The 17,728-nt window shown below is 39.5% G+C and carries 18 protein-coding genes; 4 read left to right on the top strand and 14 right to left on the bottom strand.

What is annotated here, in order from left to right:
• Positions 1 to 22 precede the first annotated feature (22 nt).
• The 6 genes from HMPREF0519_RS02000 to HMPREF0519_RS01975 form a co-directional block, all read right to left on the bottom strand.
• A complete protein-coding gene (locus HMPREF0519_RS02000) occupies positions 23 to 529 on the bottom strand; it encodes a shikimate kinase (RefSeq protein WP_003634203.1) in 507 nt (168 codons plus the stop codon).
• A 6-nt stretch (positions 530 to 535) separates the two neighbouring features.
• Positions 536 to 1,393 (bottom strand): prephenate dehydrogenase, encoded by an 858-nt coding sequence (locus HMPREF0519_RS01995; protein ID WP_003634201.1) that lies wholly within the window; start codon positions 1,391 to 1,393, stop codon positions 536 to 538.
• Between the two features lie 17 nt (positions 1,394 to 1,410).
• Positions 1,411 to 2,715: a 3-phosphoshikimate 1-carboxyvinyltransferase gene (gene aroA, locus HMPREF0519_RS01990; RefSeq protein ID WP_003634199.1), complete on the bottom strand. Its 1,305-nt coding sequence runs from the start codon at positions 2,713 to 2,715 to the stop codon at positions 1,411 to 1,413.
• Positions 2,716 to 2,726: 11 nt separating this feature from the next.
• The gene (aroC, locus tag HMPREF0519_RS01985) at positions 2,727 to 3,896 is read right to left on the bottom strand and encodes a chorismate synthase (protein WP_003634196.1); all 1,170 of its coding nucleotides are present in this window, start codon (positions 3,894 to 3,896) and stop codon (positions 2,727 to 2,729) included.
• 12 nt (positions 3,897 to 3,908) lie between these two features.
• Positions 3,909 to 4,223: a chorismate mutase gene (locus tag HMPREF0519_RS01980; RefSeq protein ID WP_003634194.1), complete on the bottom strand. Its 315-nt coding sequence runs from the start codon at positions 4,221 to 4,223 to the stop codon at positions 3,909 to 3,911.
• 346 nt (positions 4,224 to 4,569) lie between these two features.
• Positions 4,570 to 5,835: a metal-dependent hydrolase family protein gene (locus HMPREF0519_RS01975; RefSeq protein ID WP_003634192.1), complete on the bottom strand. Its 1,266-nt coding sequence runs from the start codon at positions 5,833 to 5,835 to the stop codon at positions 4,570 to 4,572.
• A 558-nt stretch (positions 5,836 to 6,393) separates the two neighbouring features.
• Here HMPREF0519_RS01975 and HMPREF0519_RS01970 point away from each other — a divergent pair.
• Positions 6,394 to 7,446, top strand: coding sequence for a polysaccharide deacetylase family protein (locus HMPREF0519_RS01970; protein WP_003634191.1), 1,053 nt, complete (start codon positions 6,394 to 6,396; stop codon positions 7,444 to 7,446).
• Positions 7,447 to 7,554: 108 nt separating this feature from the next.
• On the opposite strand, the gene HMPREF0519_RS01965 is transcribed toward HMPREF0519_RS01970, so the two are convergent.
• Entirely contained in the window at positions 7,555 to 8,367 is an 813-nt protein-coding gene (locus tag HMPREF0519_RS01965; RefSeq protein WP_225429100.1) for a YhfC family intramembrane metalloprotease, read from the bottom strand.
• Between the two features lie 169 nt (positions 8,368 to 8,536).
• On the opposite strand from HMPREF0519_RS01965, the gene aroD reads away from it, so the two are divergent.
• Complete coding sequence (gene aroD / locus HMPREF0519_RS01960; protein WP_003634185.1) at positions 8,537 to 9,292, top strand: type I 3-dehydroquinate dehydratase; 756 nt, start codon at positions 8,537 to 8,539, stop codon at positions 9,290 to 9,292.
• 212 nt (positions 9,293 to 9,504) lie between these two features.
• Here aroD and HMPREF0519_RS01955 read toward each other — a convergent pair whose 3' ends face one another.
• The 6 genes from HMPREF0519_RS01955 to HMPREF0519_RS01930 form a co-directional block, all read right to left on the bottom strand.
• Entirely contained in the window at positions 9,505 to 10,788 is a 1,284-nt protein-coding gene (locus HMPREF0519_RS01955; protein ID WP_003634183.1) for an MFS transporter, read from the bottom strand.
• A 419-nt stretch (positions 10,789 to 11,207) separates the two neighbouring features.
• On the bottom strand, positions 11,208 to 12,056 hold the full coding sequence (locus tag HMPREF0519_RS01950) for a transporter substrate-binding domain-containing protein (protein WP_003556953.1): 849 nt from the start codon (positions 12,054 to 12,056) through the stop codon (positions 11,208 to 11,210).
• A gap of 30 nt (positions 12,057 to 12,086) precedes the next feature.
• On the bottom strand, positions 12,087 to 12,827 hold the full coding sequence (locus HMPREF0519_RS01945) for an amino acid ABC transporter ATP-binding protein (protein WP_003556950.1): 741 nt from the start codon (positions 12,825 to 12,827) through the stop codon (positions 12,087 to 12,089).
• A complete protein-coding gene (locus HMPREF0519_RS01940) occupies positions 12,820 to 13,509 on the bottom strand; it encodes an amino acid ABC transporter permease (RefSeq protein WP_003551356.1) in 690 nt (229 codons plus the stop codon). Before HMPREF0519_RS01940 ends, HMPREF0519_RS01945 begins: the two co-directional genes overlap by 8 nt.
• The gene (locus HMPREF0519_RS01935; RefSeq protein ID WP_003634181.1) at positions 13,490 to 14,149 is read right to left on the bottom strand and encodes an amino acid ABC transporter permease; all 660 of its coding nucleotides are present in this window, start codon (positions 14,147 to 14,149) and stop codon (positions 13,490 to 13,492) included. Before HMPREF0519_RS01935 ends, HMPREF0519_RS01940 begins: the two co-directional genes overlap by 20 nt.
• Positions 14,150 to 14,560: 411 nt before the next feature.
• Positions 14,561 to 15,328: an NADPH-dependent oxidoreductase gene (locus HMPREF0519_RS01930; RefSeq protein WP_003634179.1), complete on the bottom strand. Its 768-nt coding sequence runs from the start codon at positions 15,326 to 15,328 to the stop codon at positions 14,561 to 14,563.
• A gap of 231 nt (positions 15,329 to 15,559) precedes the next feature.
• On the opposite strand from HMPREF0519_RS01930, the gene HMPREF0519_RS01925 reads away from it, so the two are divergent.
• Both HMPREF0519_RS01925 and HMPREF0519_RS01920 read left to right on the top strand, forming a co-directional pair.
• Complete coding sequence (locus HMPREF0519_RS01925) at positions 15,560 to 16,249, top strand: VIT1/CCC1 transporter family protein (protein WP_003551350.1); 690 nt, start codon at positions 15,560 to 15,562, stop codon at positions 16,247 to 16,249.
• Between the two features lie 32 nt (positions 16,250 to 16,281).
• The gene (locus HMPREF0519_RS01920; protein WP_003551349.1) at positions 16,282 to 16,989 is read left to right on the top strand and encodes a VIT1/CCC1 transporter family protein; all 708 of its coding nucleotides are present in this window, start codon (positions 16,282 to 16,284) and stop codon (positions 16,987 to 16,989) included.
• Positions 16,990 to 17,047: 58 nt separating this feature from the next.
• Here the strand turns inward: HMPREF0519_RS01920 and HMPREF0519_RS01915 are convergent, their stop codons facing one another.
• Positions 17,048 to 17,704 (bottom strand): TetR/AcrR family transcriptional regulator, encoded by a 657-nt coding sequence (locus HMPREF0519_RS01915; RefSeq protein WP_003556944.1) that lies wholly within the window; start codon positions 17,702 to 17,704, stop codon positions 17,048 to 17,050.
• Positions 17,705 to 17,728 lie beyond the last annotated feature (24 nt).

Genomic DNA, 17,728 nt, shown 5'->3' with positions numbered 1-17,728 from the left:
CCACTCTCTCGTTAATAACTTACTATTTCAATACTGAAAGTTCCTGCATAATTTTCTCAACGACTTGTTCAGGCGTTAAGCTATCCGTCGCAATACGGATGTCACTCACCTGATTATATTTGTCATCCCGTTCATGCTTTAAATCAATCAAACCAGCCAACCCTAACTTTTTAGCTAGTGGACGACCACTATCACCTCTTAGACGGGCCAAAATCGTTTCGGGAAGAACATCCAATAATACAACGGGGACGGTCGTCTGAAGCAACAGTTCAAAATTAGCGGGTTGAATAGGTGTCCCGCCACCTGTTCCCAATATTCCTTCATCTCCAAGCGAGTTCATCAAGGCATCATGCTCCAACATTCTAAATGTATTCTCGCCCTGATCGTCAAATATTTGCTGAATCGACTTGCCGGCATTATGAACGATCACATCGTCCAAGTCATGATAAGGTACCTGAATTTGGTTTGCGAGCAATCGACCAACGGTGGTTTTACCACTTCCCATAAATCCAACTAAAATTGCTTTCATTAATTGTCATTTCCTTTCATCTAATGATTTTCTGACAGCTTGTGCATTCTTGAAAATATTTTTAATCTCTTCTTCATCACGTGCTTCAAGTGCTGTTTGAAAATGAGACAGATGTTGTTGAAATTTGGATAGCTCGTGATTGATCAATTCCGCATTGCTCATCATAATGGCTGTCCACATAGTTGGATCTGAAGCAGCAATTCGAGTGGTATCTCGAAAGCCCCCTGCCGCAGCTTTAAGTGCATCCGGATTACGACTAAGGTCGTCGGCAATCGTGTTAACCAGTGTCACCGCGATGACATGGGGAACGTGGCTTATCTCACTGACTAACTGATCATGTAACGATGCGGAAATCACTTGCCAACGAAGATGAGCAGCACTTAAAAGATTCTGAAACTGCACCAATTTGGGATTGGCTGTTGTCCCACCAACAACAAAATAAACTGCATGATCAAACAAATCCAGCTTTCCGGATCGACTTCCCGATTTGTCCGATCCAGCCATTGGATGCCCCCCGACAAAATTAACACCTTCACTTATTAAAGGTTTGGCGGCATCCATAATTGCTTCTTTGGTACTACCAACATCCGTTACAAATACATCCGGTTTCAGCGGTAAGGTTATCAATTCATTGATCTGTCTAATAACCACGGAAACCGGTCCGGCTAAAATGATAAAGTCTGCTAAGGGAACCGCATTTGTAAATACTTGTCGGTCATCAATCAAGTGATGCTCAAGTAAAAACTGGGCGGATTCATCATCAGGATCACTACCGATGATTTCAATTTCCGAATTTTCTTGTTTAATCACCCTTGCAATTGAGCTGCCAATTAACCCCAATCCACTAATCAGCACTGTTGTCATGACTTTTCCACCTCAATTTATGAATAACTTTCAATATTTGTAACGCTTGCCAAATCATCAAAAAACTCAGGATATGAAATATTAACACTCTCTGCACCATTAAGCTGAAGCTGCTCATCCAACAATAATGATGCGATGGCAAGTGTCATCCCGATTCGATGATCTCCGTGACTATCCAATTTGGTCTTTTCAACGTGCCAAGGCTTGGCACCGTCAATCACAAAACCGTCTGGTAATTCACGGATGGCAATTCCCAGCTTAGAAAACTCCTGAACAACAGCCGCAATCCGATCTGTTTCTTTAACACGTAGTTCGCCGGCACCGGTAATCTTACTGATGCCATTTGCTTTTGCAGCCAACAAAGCGACCAACGGTAATTCATCAATAACGGCCGGAATTTCTTCCGCACCAATTTCAATTGGTTTTAATTCAGCGCTGGAAACAACCAAATCTGCAGTTGGTTCACCGGAATCATTACGATGGCGTTCGATCACCTTGCCACCCATTCGTTTTAAGATTGACAGCAAACCGGTTCGCGTTTCATTAACCCCAACATTCTTCAATGTCAATTTTGAATTAGGAACTAAAGTAGCTGCAACCAGGAAGAAAGCTGCCGAAGACATATCTCCGGGAACCGTTAAATCGATTCCTGTTAGTTTCGGTTGTGGATTGACCTTAATAGTGACGTTATCGGCCATTGTTTGAATATTGGCGCCAAACGCATTTAACATTTTTTCCGTATGATTTCGAGTAGGCAATTTTTCAATTAATGTAGAAGGTTGATCAGCCTGAATAGCCGCCAGAATCAACGCACTCTTCACCTGAGCACTGGCAACCTTCAACTGATAATCAATTGCATGCAACTTCTGCCCATGAATTCTTGCCGGCAAATGCCCATCCGTCACACAAATGTCAGCACCCATTTCGGCTAGCGGTTCGCTTACCCGCTTCATAGGACGCTTTGATAATGAATCATCTCCAAATAAAGTCGAATCAAAATTTTGTCCAGCCAATAATCCCATAATTAACCGGGTTGTTGTACCGGAATTTCCCATATCCAAAGGGTTACCCGATTGTTTTAATCCATGAAGGCCGACACCCTCAATTTCAACCGTTTCACCATCGCGTTTAATTGGTACACCAAGCTGTTGGAAAGCTTTTAAAGTAGATAAGCAATCCTCGGCAGTTAAGAAATGATGTAAGGTCGTCCGGCCTTCACTGACAGCGCCAAACATAATTCCCCGATGAGAAATACTCTTATCGCCGGGAACCGATAATTCACCATGCAGCCCGGTTTTGAGTTTATCTGATAACTTTTTCATTAGCTTCCCTCCTAGAAATTTTTCAATTCATTTCTGTACGCAGCAACTTGTTCCTGCATTCGCTGAACATTATCACCATCAAATTTGTCCGTCAATGCCTTTGCCAGCTCAATTGCAACAACACTTTCAATCACAATTGATGCTGGAACAATTGCTGTTGTATCCGAACGTTCAACATTGGCTTTTTTAATTTCTTTGGTATTAATATCGACACTCTGTAGTGGTTTATACAGGGTTGGAATCGGCTTCATCGCTGCTTTTACAATAATAGGCATCCCGTTAGTCATACCACCCTCAAAGCCGCCAAGATGATCCGTTTCCCTGGAAAACCCGTCTTCTTTACTCCAGTCAATCTCATCCATTACCTGACTGCCATAACTGGTAGCTGCTTTAAAACCATCACCAATTTCAACGCCCTTCATCGCGTTAACTCCCATAACAGCAGCAGCCAATTTACCGTCTAGTTTGGTATCCCAACTAATATAGCTGCCAAGTCCGGCCGGAACATTTGTAGCGACTACTCGAATGATGCCGCCAAGCGTATCACCGTCTTTTCTGGTCTTATCAATCAATTCATGAATCTGCTCTACTTTGGACTGATCGATAATTCGCAAATCATTATGATTAATCTCTGATTCAATTTTAGAAACATTTAATTCCGGTTTATCATCCGTGGAAATCGGCCCAATTTGTTCAACATAACCAGTAAGCTGAATACCGACTTGCTTTAATAGTTGTTTGCAAACAGATCCTACAGCTACTCGAATGGCCGTTTCACGAGCTGACGAACGTTCAAGCACATTTCTTAGATCATGGTGACGATATTTCATCCCACCGACTAAATCCGCGTGACCGGGGCGTGGTCGTTCCACTTTTCGTAATGTATTTTCCGGTGTTTCTGGACTTGTTGGATTCATGATCTCATTCCAATGAGCGTGGTCACGGTTATTAACGACCAGGGCAATTGGCGATCCCAAGGTGATCCCGTGCCGAACGCCGCCAACAACCGTGACCTGATCATGCTCGATCTTTTGGCGATTGCCTCGCCCATATCCGCCTTGACGTTTCTTTAACTGTTCATTAATTTCATCAATATCCAAACGTAGGCCGGAAGGAACGCCTTCAATTATTCCTGTTAATTGTGGCCCGTGAGATTCTCCTGCGGTTAAGTAGTTAAGCAATGTATTTTCCCCCTATTTTTTAGGCTTTTCTTTTGAATCGTGTTCAAATTGCCTGGTATTTTCCATAATCGATCGATAAATGTTCCAGAGATATTGTCTGGTATCTCTATTAGGATCAAATGATGTGACCCTTTCAAGTACGGCATCTTCACGAGTCGGATCAAAAACCGGTAGCCCTTGCTTCTCTTTGATACTGCCAATTCTGGCAGCTGTTTCAAACCGTTTCGCCAATAACGCCACAATTGATTCATCAAGTTGATTGATCTGTTTTCTGGCTTTGGTCAATTCCTTTGAACTGTTCCACGCTGGATCTGTTTTCGTCAACATTTATCCCACCTCGTATTTTTTTTAAGAAAAAAACCGGCTAGAATGATATCCAGCCGGTTTACTAAACTCGTAAAGAATTGGTAGTTGACCCAGCCAGACTTTTGCGTCTAGCGGTCAACAACAAAGCATTGACTCTGCACCACTCAGACGCGAACGCGTGAATTGCGTCCGCATCGCTGCGGACACTACATAAAGTAGGCATAGCCAAAATAAAAAGTATTTACATGAGATATATGCTTTGTCATTAATATCAATTCCTCTCATTAGATTGTCATTATTAAACCACATTAGGGAAGTTCCGTCAACCCTAATAATTCTCTCATCTTTTTTTAATCGCGACTTGTCGCTAAATTGCTGCGGATATTTTTTTAATTTTCTGGGTGGCTTTTAGCTCATTAACCACTTCTTGAGCATGAACTCTCTTTCCATTTTGATAAACGTCTTTATCATGGCCAACCACACTGATATCATCTATCGGATTTTCATTCATGACAAGAAAGTCTGCATAGTTTCCAGCAGCAATCTGCCCATATTCCTGATCAATATGCATTGCCTTTGCACAATTAATAGTCGCGGCATCAATGGCTTGCGCTGGTGTCATTGCAGCTTTTTCGACATAAAGCTGCATTTCATAGGCACTCTCGTTTTGAAAACCATTAAACGGTGTACCGGCATCCGTCCCCATTGCAATAGGGATGCCGGCTTTTGCAGCTTTAGCAATACTCATAAAATGTTTTTTGATATTCAAAATGACCTTTTCACGTGCCCAGTCCGGAACGACACCCCGACCATATTTATAGATTGCAAACATGGCGTTCATCGTTGGAACAATGATAGTCCCGTGTTCTTTCATCATTGTGATGGCCTCATCGTCAATATCAAAAGCGTGCTCAATCGTATCAAAACCGGCAGCCACCGCCTCTTTAATTCCGGCATTTCCCTGCGCATGTGCAGCAGCTGTTTTGCCTTTATGATGTGCCTCAGATACAGCAGTCCGTGCCTCTTCCAAAGTAAACTGAATATCATCCGGTGTCTCACCATTCTTTAGAACACCACCGGTAACCATCATTTTAATGTTATCAACACCGTTCTTCAAAGCCTGACGAACGCCTTTTCTAACCTCATCAATACCGTCAACCTCATAAGTACTTTCAGAATCATGCCCACCTGTAATTGAAAATGCTCGACCAGAGGTCATGATTTTTGGTCCTTTAATCCAACCTTTTTCCTGCATTTTCTTGATTTCAACATCTATATCAAATTCTGCACCTACGTTACGAATATATGTAATGCCATGTGAAAGGGCATCCTGCATATTTCGAATCGCAAACATTGTGCAAACCTCGCGGGAGTCCGGATGACGTTTCTCCTCACCGTTATGCCACCAATAGGTTGGCATATCGGTTATATGGGTGTGTGCGTTCATAATACCCGGCATCACAAATCTGCCATTAAGATCGACAACGTCATCACAAACTTGTCGGGTTGTACGCCCGTTACCCACTTCAATAATTTTTCCAGTATTTTCATCCACAATCATGTGTTGGTTGAAAATGAATTTCTGTTGATCATGATTATAAATTGCTGCATTCACATAGTTAGTCGTTGTCATAATAAATCTTCCTTTCAGTTCCAAAATCGCTTATCAATTAATTGCCCTTAGTGTTTTCTTTTTAGTAGTAAAATCATTGCCTACGTGATACTTAAATCCAATAAAAAAAGCGCCCAATCAGAAATAGTCTTCTGAAAGGACGCTTCTACGCGGTACCACCTTACTTACGAAATAAATTTCGTCTCTCACGTACGACCGGATTAACGGTATAACGTTGACGCTGTAATGGGCGCACCCGCATAACTCTTACGAATTACAATACTCGAAGTTGACTTTGAATCATTAAGAAATCATGTCTTCCCAGATAGTGACACTCTCTTAGGATTTCTTAAAATCGACTCCTCAACTTTTCTAAGTATTTTTTACTTGTTTTTAATGTTAACGGTACTTTATTCCGAAAATATCATTTTGTCAACCATTAACTATCAATTTATTATTTATCCATTTTTCCATCCCGATTTTCGACTCAGCTTCCGTTCTCGTTGACATCTCATAACCGAAATGTAAAAATGAAACTGGATTTAGAAACATCAGTTATCCATATTGGGGGGATTTTTTATGATTCGAAAATATTCATTAGTTCGGCGGCTGAGTGTTGCTGCATTATTTGGCTTCACATTAGCAGCTATTGCTAATCAACCTGTCTTTGCAGCATCAACGCCGACTAAAGCAACAAAGACTACCAGCACAACGAAACGACTAACGTACGGTGACATAACGAACAATAGTACGAAACGTTTAGGCACTATCCGACAATTGACCCGAACAACATTGGCTGAAACTCATAAACTAACAGGTAAGCAAGTTCAGCAACTGGTTTATTTACCACTGCCAAAACGATTAACCGCGAAAAATTTTACACTCGACAATGAACACTTAACAATCCATTTGACCAAAAATAACTATGGCGTAAAGAATGTTGCTATTCCACTCAGCAAACTCACCGGCATCATTTTAAACCGTTATATGCCAGCTAAATACGACTTTGTTAAACCGAAAACCGCCAAAAAGGTTGTTGCACTCACATTCGATGATGGCCCGGATCCAACTTTAACGCCAAGGTTGCTAAAAACCTTAAAAAAATACAAGGTACCGGCAACTTTCTTTGAAGTTGGCAGCAGCGTTATTAAATATCCAAATATTAGCCGACTTGTCCTGAAATATGGTGATCAAATCGGAAATCATTCTTGGAGCCATCCACAGTTAACCGATCTGACCAATGCCAAAGCACTTCGACAGATTTCACTAACCGATGCGGCTATTTATAAAGCAACTGGCACTATTCCATATTATATCCGACCACCATATGGCGCTGTTAATTCACGGATTGGTAATTTGTACGATCGTCCAATCGTTCGTTGGTCCGTTGATTCCAGAGATTGGTCTTACCTCAATACCGCTAAAACAGTTAACCATGTACTTTCCACAACAACCAACGGCTCTATCATTTTGATGCATGATATTCACGCAACTTCGGTAGCCGCCGTTCCTCAAATTATCCGTTCTTTAAAAAAGCGCGGTTACACGTTTGTTACTTTGGAGCAATTAAATGAAAAACCGCTATTAGCCAATTTACAATACTTTGGCAGAAACGATTTCCGCGGCTTCTAATTCAGATAAAAAGACCGTCATTGATTAACGATTCAAAATTGCTTATCTTCTTAAACAATTTTGAAATATAAATGACAGTCTTTTATTTACTTTAATTTATTAGCTTAATTAACTAGTAGTGACAAGACTTTTCCGCAACTTACCAATATATAGATACACAAATACGCCCATTGCCAAGACAGAAATCCATAAAACAATCTCAACAGTTAATTCGTTAGATATTATGCCAGCCTGAAACATTGCTGCCGGCATATCAATTAACGCATGTAGGCCAATGGCCAAAGGATATAACCAAATCTTTCCCACATAATTAACCGAGGCCCATACAATAATGGATAATAAGATTTGAATAATAAAGGCGGCAATTCGTTCAAAAAAGGAACTAGTAGTCGCAGCACCTGCATGACTAATCAGAGAATGAATCGTCCCACTTGGTAATTTAGATAAAACTGCAGCGTTTCGCGAATTAATTGCCACACTCATAACAACAAGGTTAACCATTCCCATCGTCCCAATTAAAATCATTTCAATGCCACCATGACCAATCCCGTACGCAATCGCTGTTCCAAAGCCGGAAACCCGTTTTTTGAGATAACGAAAGCCGAAAAAACGTCCTGTTTCTTCAAAAATACCAGCCACCAAGGCGCCATAGGCAACGTACATGTATGGATGATGAGTTGCCAAAGCGATAGAACCGTCCGCAGATGGTTGCAGAATAATCATGTGAAGGATTCGTTCCAAAATCAGTACTGCAACAATAAAAACTGCAATCCCAACCCATACTGGTGTTGAAACCAGTTTATAATGCCTTTTCAATCCCCAATAAGTTCCAATCGGAATTAAAAACATGACAATACCGGTGAGTAGCATAAAGCCGATCATACCACCGGAAATACTAACACTAGTTGCTAATTTCCCCATATCAGAATCGCCTCCAAACAGTTTAATGATAACCCTGTTCATCTATCATATTCGCCTTAAGAATACTACTAAATTACCCGGTTTAATAGAATTAACCATTATTTTAAATTGTGTTTATCTCATTGTCTTGCTAAACTTAATTCAATAAAACTGTAAGGAGATTTCTATAATGGCTGGGAAAATTGTTCAAGTAAAAGATACAACATTTGAATCCGGTAAAACGAATATTGCTGTCCCGATTACCGGTAAAATTAGTACTGACATTATTAGTCAAGTAAAACAAGCACTTAATCACCATCCAGACGTCATAGAATGGCGTATTGACTATGATCGCGATGTACTTGATCATGAGAACTATCTAGACACCGTCGACCATATTCAGTCACTTATTGGGAATACACCGCTTTTAACGACCTTTAGGACCGCTCATGAAGGCGGTGTCTCAAGCCTTGAAGATGCAGAGTACTTCTCTATCTATCGATGGCTTTTAGAAAATCGGCTAACTGATATGCTCGATATTGAATTAAATCGCAATAAAGCCACGGTTGATTTTTTGATTAATTTAGCTCACCATCAAAATATCCCAGTAATCTTAAGTAATCACGATTTTCAATCAACGCCTGATGAAACTGAGATCATTTCAAAGTTAAAACGAATGCAGGAAAGAAATGCCGATATCGGTAAGATTGCTGTTATGCCACATACTTCCAAGGATGTTTTGACTTTATTAAACGCTACCGAAAAAGCAAACCGCGAACTTGAAATTCCCATTATTACAATGTCTATGGGAGATTTGGGTAAGGTTAGCAGGGTAACCGGTCCGCTCTTTGGATCAACACTTTCATTTGCAACCGTTGCAGAGGCATCTGCACCTGGTCAATTAACGGTGGAAACTGTCAGAAAAGGCATGGCCACTTTGAACTGATTGTAAAAAATAAGAGTGGAACAAGAGGCAATTAACTTTCAGAGTGAATTGGTTTATCCAAATATATTTTGAGTAGAGATAGTGGGGTAATTCGATTTCATGGCAGAATGTTGCTTTCTTTTTCACATTTTTTTCAATAATAGTCGTGATGATATTAAAAAAGGCTGGACAAATTATTTTTGTCGCAGCCTCCATTATTTTATACGTCATTTTTAGTTATCTTTTGTTTGATCACTGGAAATCGTTGATGTTCGCACGTGCAGTAACCCTGTTACCATATGGCGAATGCTTGAAAATACACTGCCAGAACTCAACGAAACTGCAGCAAGAACAACTAATATAGTACCGACTAACTCAATCATCACATCAAAGTTCATCACTAACTGAATATTTGTTTTTGACAACCAGCCAGTCACAATTGGAATTGTAAAAGTCGCAATACTTCCAAAAGTGAAGTAGGTACCCGTAATAATACCCTTATGTTTTGGAAACATCTTCAGCAAAACGTTCAAGGCAACCTGCATAACCCCACCTGCTGCAGTAAAACCAAATGCAAACGCAGCGATAAAGGTGACCAGGACAGTGGCCGAATGACTGACAACAAAAATTGCAAGTAGTGAGAGCGCGTTCATCGCAACCAGTAATTTAGTTTCCGACACTTTCATTTTCAGAAGAATAAAGTTGAAAATCACACCACTAATTGAACCAATACTATAAAGAGATAACAATCCGTGAGAAACTAATGAACTATAACCAAGATTGTTTGTCGCAAACATACTAATCCACTGAGTAAATAAAATCATAATAGCCATTGTCGTATAGCCATAAATTGCGAGTGAAACTGTTGCAATAGTATTTCTTAATTTCGATGTATTTTCGTGATTTTCGATAAAAGCTTCATCAGCATGATTCATCTCGGGGAACTTTGCACCTCGAAGAATAAACAGGTTGGCAACAAGCACAAGCAACGTCCCGATAAATGACCAGCCAAACCATAAGCTCTTAGCTTCAAGCATCGCAATTGCCAATGGCAGGATAAACTCACCGAGTGACATAAAAGCTTTAATAAATACGTTTGAAGCGCTGGAATTACCGCCCATTTCAACAAAGGTCGGGTATGTGCCCGAATCAAGTGCCGAATTAGCAACTCCGGCAATAATAGCAAATACATATGCAATCGCAATGTTATGAGTAAATGGGATCCCGATAAAGAAAACCATATAGCTTAAGGTTCCGGTTAAAACCAATTGACGGCGGCCAAATCGATCCGATAGGTAACCAAATAAAAAATACGCGATTAATTTACCGATTCCAATTCCTGAAATAACGTAGGAGACAGTTGCAATTGGTACTTTCCAGAAATTTCCAAGAGCCTGCATATTCTGAGTTAAAATAATCAACCCAATTCCATGAACAAGGTAGTTTAAGTAAAGGCTGATTGAAAGCCTCCGTTTGTTCGATTTTGTCATTGTATTCATCATAATGTCACTCTCCATTCCAAAGTATTAAAAAAGCCAGTTGGATTTGAGAATCCAGCTGGCTAATTTTCTACTCGCGTAAAAGAATTATCCTATCCAGCTAGACTCTGGCGTCTAGCTGGCAACAACCAATAACGGCTTTGCTGTTAGACGCGAACGCACAGGCGCCCGCATCTACACGGGCGCTATCTAAACCAAGCATAGCCGTAATAATAGGCATTAAGTTGTTGAACAAGTTTCGTCATAGTAAAAATTCCTTTCCTGTTTGATGTTGAATCTATTAAAACATATTAGAAATTATCCGTCAACATTAAAATTATTTTAATATTCCAAATTCTTAGTAGCTCAAAATAACTTGTGTTTCCACAAAAAGTGAGAACCCAATCGGAAACTTAGGCGATCAGGTTCTCACTTTATTCATTTATTAGCCGTCTCATTTATTTTGTCGGCAATACAATATCCGATGGTTTAACTTCTTTACCAAAATAAGGTTTTAAATCAGTATTATAGTCACTAACAAAGAAACGTTTCTTAGTCAGTTTGGTAATTTCTTTATTTGTCCAATTAAGAAGTGACTCGTTTCCCTTCTTTACAGCTGGTGCAATATACGATTTAGGTCCAATACTCTTAATGCCAACGGTATACTTAGAGTTACTCTTGGACCATGCATAAAGATATGAATTATCATCTGCAAGTGCAACACCACGACCATTCTTCAATGCGTTAAATTGTTGTGTCTTGGAATCAAACTTTAGCAACTTGACATTTGGCTGTTTTGAAGTGAAATAATTTTCAGCCGTTGTTCCTTTAGTCACAATGACATTCTTATTTTGCAACTGACTAACTTTAGTGATCGGCTTATTCTTAGGTGAAACAACGCCAACAGAAACTTTCATGTAGGGTTTTGCAAAACTCACAACCTGTTTACGCTCAGGCGTTACCGTAAAATTAGCTAAAACAAGATCGACTTTGTTTGAATTCAATGCGTCAACTCGGTTGTTGGCATTAACCTGAACAAATTTTACTTTTACGCCCAAGTCCTTAGCAACCTGGTGAGCTAATTTAACATCGTATCCAACCCGTTTACCATCTTTATTGACCCAACCATATGGTGGTAAATCGCCAAATACGGCCACCCGAATTGTTCCCTTTTTCTTAATTTGCGAAACTGAACTCGGATTGTTACTGGAACTCTTTTTACTATTGCCACAACCAGACAAAACCAGAAGCAAAGTTGCCAACACACTGACAACCGCAATCAACTTCGTTAACCAATGCTTTTTCATTATAAGTTTCCTCCTCAAGATATCACTCAGTTAAAAATCCATACTATCTAAAAATACTTTTGCCCGATCCGTTTGAGGTGCTGTAAAAAATTGCTCGGATGGCGTTTGCTCCAAAATCCTGCCATCTTGCAAGAAGAGCACCCTATCAGCAATTTGTTTGGCAAAATTCATTTCATGGGTGACCACAATCATCGTCATATTATCTCGATTTGCTAAATTTTCAATAATTGTCAATACACCACGAACCATCTCGGGATCGAGTGACGCAGTTACTTCATCAAACAACATAAAATCCGGGTGAAGTGCCAATGCTCTGACAATCGCTACCCGCTGCTTTTGCCCACCAGATAATTCTCTGGGGTAGGCATTGGCATAATCATCCAGCTCCACACTCTTTAAAAGCGCTAAGGCTTCAGAGCGAGCTGTTGCTTTATCCTTTTTTTGAACCTTTGTAGGGCCAAGCAAAATATTATCCATGACCGTTAAATTTGGAAATAAGTCATAGCTTTGAAAAACCATTCCGATTTTTTGACGAATTTGTTGCCAGTTTTTCTCAGTTGGAATGATTTTTTGCCCTTCAAATGTAATCGTTCCTTTTTGATATACCTCCAGACCGTTCAGACACCGAATCAGGGTACTTTTACCCGAACCGGACGGGCCAAGCAGCGTAACAACCTCTCCCTGCGCCACAGAAAAGTTAATATCATGTAACACATGTTTCTTTTGGTAAGACTTTTCCAAATGCTCAACCTGCAACACTTTTTCAGCCATTTTCCCGCTCCAATCTCTTCTTCTCTAATCGCTTTGCCCACCACGACAACGGATAATCAATCAGGAAGTAGAACAGGAATATTAATCCATAAACCCAAAAGACACCGGTCGGATAAGTATGATTATTGGCCTCAATAATCTGCTGACCAATATTAATGACATCCATAACCGAAATTAATAGCAGGATTGAAGTCGTTTTTATAACCCGAGTAGCTAAATTAATTGTTGCCGGAATTTCCAAATTAATCGATTGCGGAATCAAAACGTACCAATATAGCTGAAATCGACTTAAACCTATCGCTTTGCCGGATTCAATCTGATGCTTGGGAACTGAAATCAGAGCGCCACGTACAATATCACTCATCTCTGCTCCAACCCAAAGTGCAAATACCAAAGTTGCAAGCTGATCAGCCGGCAAATTAAAGTTCATCTGCTTTGGCAAAATATAATAGAATAAAAACAGCAAAACAACGGTTGGAACAACTCGGAAAAACTCTAGGTAAAGTCTTAACACAATCCTTAACGGACGATTCTTAAACGTTCTCAAAACACCTAAGGCGATACCTAGAATAATACCCGCAATTAATGCAACCGCTGCAATCTTAACGGTTACCCAAAGTCCGCCAAGCAGCCGCATAAAGTTTGTTCCCTCGAGCAATACACTAATTCCCGAATGCGCCATAACGAACCCTCCTTTCCAGTAACGTTAACACAATTGACAACGGCACCAAAATGATGGCATACCCAATCACCAAGACCAATAAATACTCATTTGATCGATAATACATCCCGATTAAATCCAAAGCCGTATTAGTCAATTCAGGGATTGCAATCACTGTAAAAATTGAGGTCTCTTTGATTAAAAAGATAATATTTGCAGCCATTGCCGGTACGCTTAATGAAAATCCCTGGGGAAAGACAACGTATTTTGCCAATTGCCAACGACTCAGTCCGATTGCTTTTCCCGATTCCACTTGGCCCTTGGAAACGCCATTGAAACCACCCGTGAATCCCTCAGCCATATAACTACCACCTAAAAAGATCAAACCAATAATACCGCATAATTCGGCACCAAATTTAATTCCAATAACCGGAAAAGCGTAATATAAAAAGAATAACTGAATCAAGAGTGGTGTATTACGAGATATTTCAACATACACTGAGGCAATTTGGTGAAGAATAGGCACCTTAAAGTATTGAAACAAACTACAAATCAAGCCAACAATAATTGAACCGATAATGCCAACAAAAGATAGCCATAACGTCAAAACAAAGCCCTTACCAAACATTGGCAAACTTTGCTGGATAATAGCCCAACTCATTAAAAATCATCTCCCGTCTTAATTCAATCAAAAAAGTTACCATATTAATCAACAGCATTTTAAAAATTAAATGTAAAAATCCCTGCTATCTTGGATTAGCCAAAATAACAGGGACGTTTTCAACGTGGTTCCACCCTACTTTGTGTTTAAGGACTGTATCGTCCCCACACACCTTCATTAGAATTTATAAAATTTTAGGGTTAATCCCTATCTCCAACTCAGAGTGCACTTTCAATCAACCTAACCCATTCTTTCACTATTAATGGTCGCTTTATATCAGGTTTTCGATTTACTCTTCTCGTCAATGTTAAAGTAAAAAACTGTCAACCAATTACTAATAAATGTAAAGTTAATTGCAAAAAAAGTCAACTGTTATTCTCATTATTTTATCATATAGCTTCTGCGCAGATTTTAATCTTCCGCTTGGCTAATCAAAAAGCCTTGAGACTTAATATTACTCAACAAATCAGCTCTAACGTGATGCCCGATTCCCAATTCGGAAACAATATGATGGCTGAAAGTTTCCACCCTGTTGTTAGACCCTCTACTTCGATAATAATCCGAAAGTACTTGATCGTATTGCGTTAACTGTGTTTTATCACTTGGTAACTGATATTGATTAACAAAATGAACTTCTTCTTGAGGCAATCTGGGCTTTAATTCCGGCTGATCTGCAGGGTATCCAATCGCAATTCCCAATAATGGAAACGTTAATTCCGGAAGCCCTAAAAGGTCAATCACTCTTTTTGAATCATTTAAAATACTACCCATAATGGTCGCACCAAGCCCCATACTTTCTGCTGCAACCATCACATTTTCGGTTGCAATGGATGCATCAAAAACTGCCGCTAAAAATTTATCAGTTGTGTGCAGAACAAACGGATCAGCATTTGCTTTCCTGGCAATTTGGAGATTACGATATTGGTCTGCAATCATCACAAAATAATGACCGCTTTTAAGTAACCATGGATGCCCAGTGATCTCTGCAAATTCACTCAGTATCCGCTGATCCGTTACGCTGATAATCGAATACTGTTGAGAAAAAGTGCTCGTAGAAGCATGCTGGGCAGCCTCAATCAGCTCATGAATCTGGTGATTTGTTAAGGTTTTATCCTTAAATTGTCGGATACTTCGGTGAGCTAACAATTGCTCAATTATTGGGTTGGTTGCTGATGACATAGACGTTGCCTCCTTAAATATAGATACCGTTTGAAACTCAAAAATAACTAATTTGGTAAAGTTTTTATAGATAGACTATGTATTTACGGAAATCTAAGTTAAAATTAAGGTGTGCCGAAATAATTTTATCTATATTAATCCAGTAATTTAATTTACATTTGTAATGAATTGAGATACAATAATAATCGATATCAGATAATAATCATTATAAATTAGAAAGCCGGTGTAACCATGGCACAAAACGCCAAGAAAAAAACTTTAGCACAGAAAATAAACGTCATGCGAGCCGCTGTAATGGGAGCCAATGATGGCATCGTGTCAGTTGCCGGAATTGTTATCGGTGTTGCAGGTGCTACGTCAAATAACTTTGCAATTTTTATTTCCGGAATTTCTGGAATGTTAGCCGGAACCGTTTCAATGGCTATGGGGGAATTTGTTTCTGTAAACACCCAGAAAGATTCACAAAGAAATGCCATTAATCAGCAAAAAAATGCACTCGCAAAATCATATGATCATGAATATGGCGCTGTCCGTCAGAAGCTCGTGTCAGACGGTATTTCTACCGATCTTGCAGAACAAGCAACTAAAGAAATGATGACACGCGATCCATTAAAAACATCGGTTCGACAAAAATACGGCTTTAACGTTGGTGAGTTTACGAACCCACTCTCAGCTGCAATTGCCTCAATGATTTCCTTTCCGACAGGATCTATTTTACCACTTGTGGCAATCACAATGTTTCCTAAGTCAATCAGAATTATTGCAACTGCCATTGCGGTTATCATTGCCTTAGCAATCACAGGGTTTACCGCTGCAAAGCTTGGAAACTCTAACACAAATCGAGGTATGTTTAGAAACGTTGTTTCGGGGATTTTGACTATGACAGTCACTTATATTATCGGAACCTTAATCGGTTCGTAATCTTGATACCATTTTATCGGGGGAAGAGAAAAATGATGAGTATTCGTTCAAAAAAGAAAGAAAAGCCATCTCAAACGATGGATGAAAAACTAAACTCCTTAAGAGCCGGTGTCTTAGGATCCAATGATGGTATCCTGACGGTTGTCGGCGTCCTGTTTAGTGTTGCTGTTGCTACTACAAATCAATTCACTATTTTCATTGCAGGACTTTCCGATCTTCTAGCCTGTGCGTTTTCAATGGCTTCCGGTGAATATGCCTCTGTAAGTACCCAAAAAGATACCGAACAATCCGTTGTCAGAAAAGAGAAAGAACTTTTAAAAACCAACTATAAGCAACAACTGCAAACCGTTTCCGATTATTACGTCGATCAAGGCGTCACAAAGCAAACGGCTGACAAGATTGCGGATGATCTTATGAAGAAGAAACCCTTGGAAACTATCGTTAATATTAAGTATGATCTTCAACTAGGCCATTATATGAATCCATGGGACGCAGCATTTTCTTCCTTATTCTCTGCAGCTGCAGGAGGCATCTTTCCATTAGTAGCAATGACGGTCACACCCGTTGCCTATCAGTGGCAGGCCACCATCCTTGCCGTTTGTTTTTCAGTTGCATTAACTGGGTTTATGAGCGCTCGTTTGGGAAACGGTCTTGTAAAAACCGCTATGATTCGAAATGTGCTTGTTGGTATTATTACCATGATTATTCACTATTCCTTGGGAATGTTGTTACAAGCCTAGTTAATTAATTATAATCGTTACCTTTTCGTCAATCGTTAAACTTTAGCGATTGACTTTTTTAATAGGAAATTACGCTAAAATAAGTATCGTTTAATTCCTGCCAAATTATTTTCAAAAGTTCTTGATTGCTTAAAAAGGCATTTGCGACCAATGATTGATCGTTAACCGTGCCACGGATTTCAATTTCTAAATAATTCCCAAGTAGTTTTTGAGCTTTTTCTAAATTAAATTTATTGTCTATAGCGTGGCTTAACGCAGCGTGAATCATCAACTCGTCCTGAATAAACAAGTTTTCAAAATCGATTTGCTGGATGATAACATTTTCATTTTGAAGCTTAACCATAACTGATAAAAAAGATGATTTAAAGGTATGATATGCCTGTTCCAGCCTAATAGATAGCTCAGGAAAATATTGTTTTAGTTCAGTTCTAAAAATCGGTGACTGCGCACCAATAAGTAATAATTGATTCAGTTTAATCCGCACATAATCAGTAACTGTCGATTTAAAATCTTCGTGAAGTTGCTGATTAATAAATTTTAAATGGCGATCAACAACAGCAGTGACAATTTCCTGTTTATTTTTAAAATAGATATATAGCTTTGCCCGGCTAACATTTGCACGCTTTGCCAATTCATTCATTGACAAAGTATTAAATCCATTTGCTGTCATAATGTGGTTTAATTTGTCGACAAGCTCTATTTTCCTATCCACCATTTTTCAATTCCTCTCATCTACCAT

The sequence above is a fragment of the Lentilactobacillus hilgardii DSM 20176 = ATCC 8290 genome, assembly GCF_000159315.1.
Taxonomy (GTDB): Bacteria; Bacillota; Bacilli; order Lactobacillales; family Lactobacillaceae; genus Lentilactobacillus; species Lentilactobacillus hilgardii.
The sequence above is the reverse complement of the archived record's forward strand: the minus strand, read 5'-3'. Positions and strand labels throughout refer to the sequence as shown.

Excerpts from the sequence above, each read along its gene's own strand:
- HMPREF0519_RS02000 (WP_003634203.1), bottom strand. The coding sequence starts at position 529 with ATGAAAGCAATTTTAGTTGGATTTATGGGAAGTGGTAAAACCACCGTT.
- HMPREF0519_RS01995 (WP_003634201.1), bottom strand. The coding sequence starts at position 1,393 with ATGACAACAGTGCTGATTAGTGGATTGGGGTTAATTGGCAGCTCAATT.
- aroA (WP_003634199.1), bottom strand. The coding sequence starts at position 2,715 with ATGAAAAAGTTATCAGATAAACTCAAAACCGGGCTGCATGGTGAATTA.
- HMPREF0519_RS01980 (WP_003634194.1), bottom strand. The coding sequence starts at position 4,223 with ATGTTGACGAAAACAGATCCAGCGTGGAACAGTTCAAAGGAATTGACC.
- HMPREF0519_RS01975 (WP_003634192.1), bottom strand. The coding sequence starts at position 5,835 with ATGACAACGACTAACTATGTGAATGCAGCAATTTATAATCATGATCAA.
- HMPREF0519_RS01970 (WP_003634191.1), top strand. The coding sequence starts at position 6,394 with ATGATTCGAAAATATTCATTAGTTCGGCGGCTGAGTGTTGCTGCATTA.
- HMPREF0519_RS01965 (WP_225429100.1), bottom strand. The coding sequence starts at position 8,367 with ATGGGGAAATTAGCAACTAGTGTTAGTATTTCCGGTGGTATGATCGGC.
- aroD (WP_003634185.1), top strand. The coding sequence starts at position 8,537 with ATGGCTGGGAAAATTGTTCAAGTAAAAGATACAACATTTGAATCCGGT.
- HMPREF0519_RS01955 (WP_003634183.1), bottom strand. The coding sequence starts at position 10,788 with ATGGAGAGTGACATTATGATGAATACAATGACAAAATCGAACAAACGG.
- HMPREF0519_RS01950 (WP_003556953.1), bottom strand. The coding sequence starts at position 12,056 with ATGAAAAAGCATTGGTTAACGAAGTTGATTGCGGTTGTCAGTGTGTTG.
- HMPREF0519_RS01945 (WP_003556950.1), bottom strand. The coding sequence starts at position 12,827 with ATGGCTGAAAAAGTGTTGCAGGTTGAGCATTTGGAAAAGTCTTACCAA.
- HMPREF0519_RS01940 (WP_003551356.1), bottom strand. The coding sequence starts at position 13,509 with ATGGCGCATTCGGGAATTAGTGTATTGCTCGAGGGAACAAACTTTATG.
- HMPREF0519_RS01935 (WP_003634181.1), bottom strand. The coding sequence starts at position 14,149 with ATGAGTTGGGCTATTATCCAGCAAAGTTTGCCAATGTTTGGTAAGGGC.
- HMPREF0519_RS01930 (WP_003634179.1), bottom strand. The coding sequence starts at position 15,328 with ATGTCATCAGCAACCAACCCAATAATTGAGCAATTGTTAGCTCACCGA.
- HMPREF0519_RS01925 (WP_003551350.1), top strand. The coding sequence starts at position 15,560 with ATGGCACAAAACGCCAAGAAAAAAACTTTAGCACAGAAAATAAACGTC.
- HMPREF0519_RS01920 (WP_003551349.1), top strand. The coding sequence starts at position 16,282 with ATGATGAGTATTCGTTCAAAAAAGAAAGAAAAGCCATCTCAAACGATG.
- HMPREF0519_RS01915 (WP_003556944.1), bottom strand. The coding sequence starts at position 17,704 with ATGGTGGATAGGAAAATAGAGCTTGTCGACAAATTAAACCACATTATG.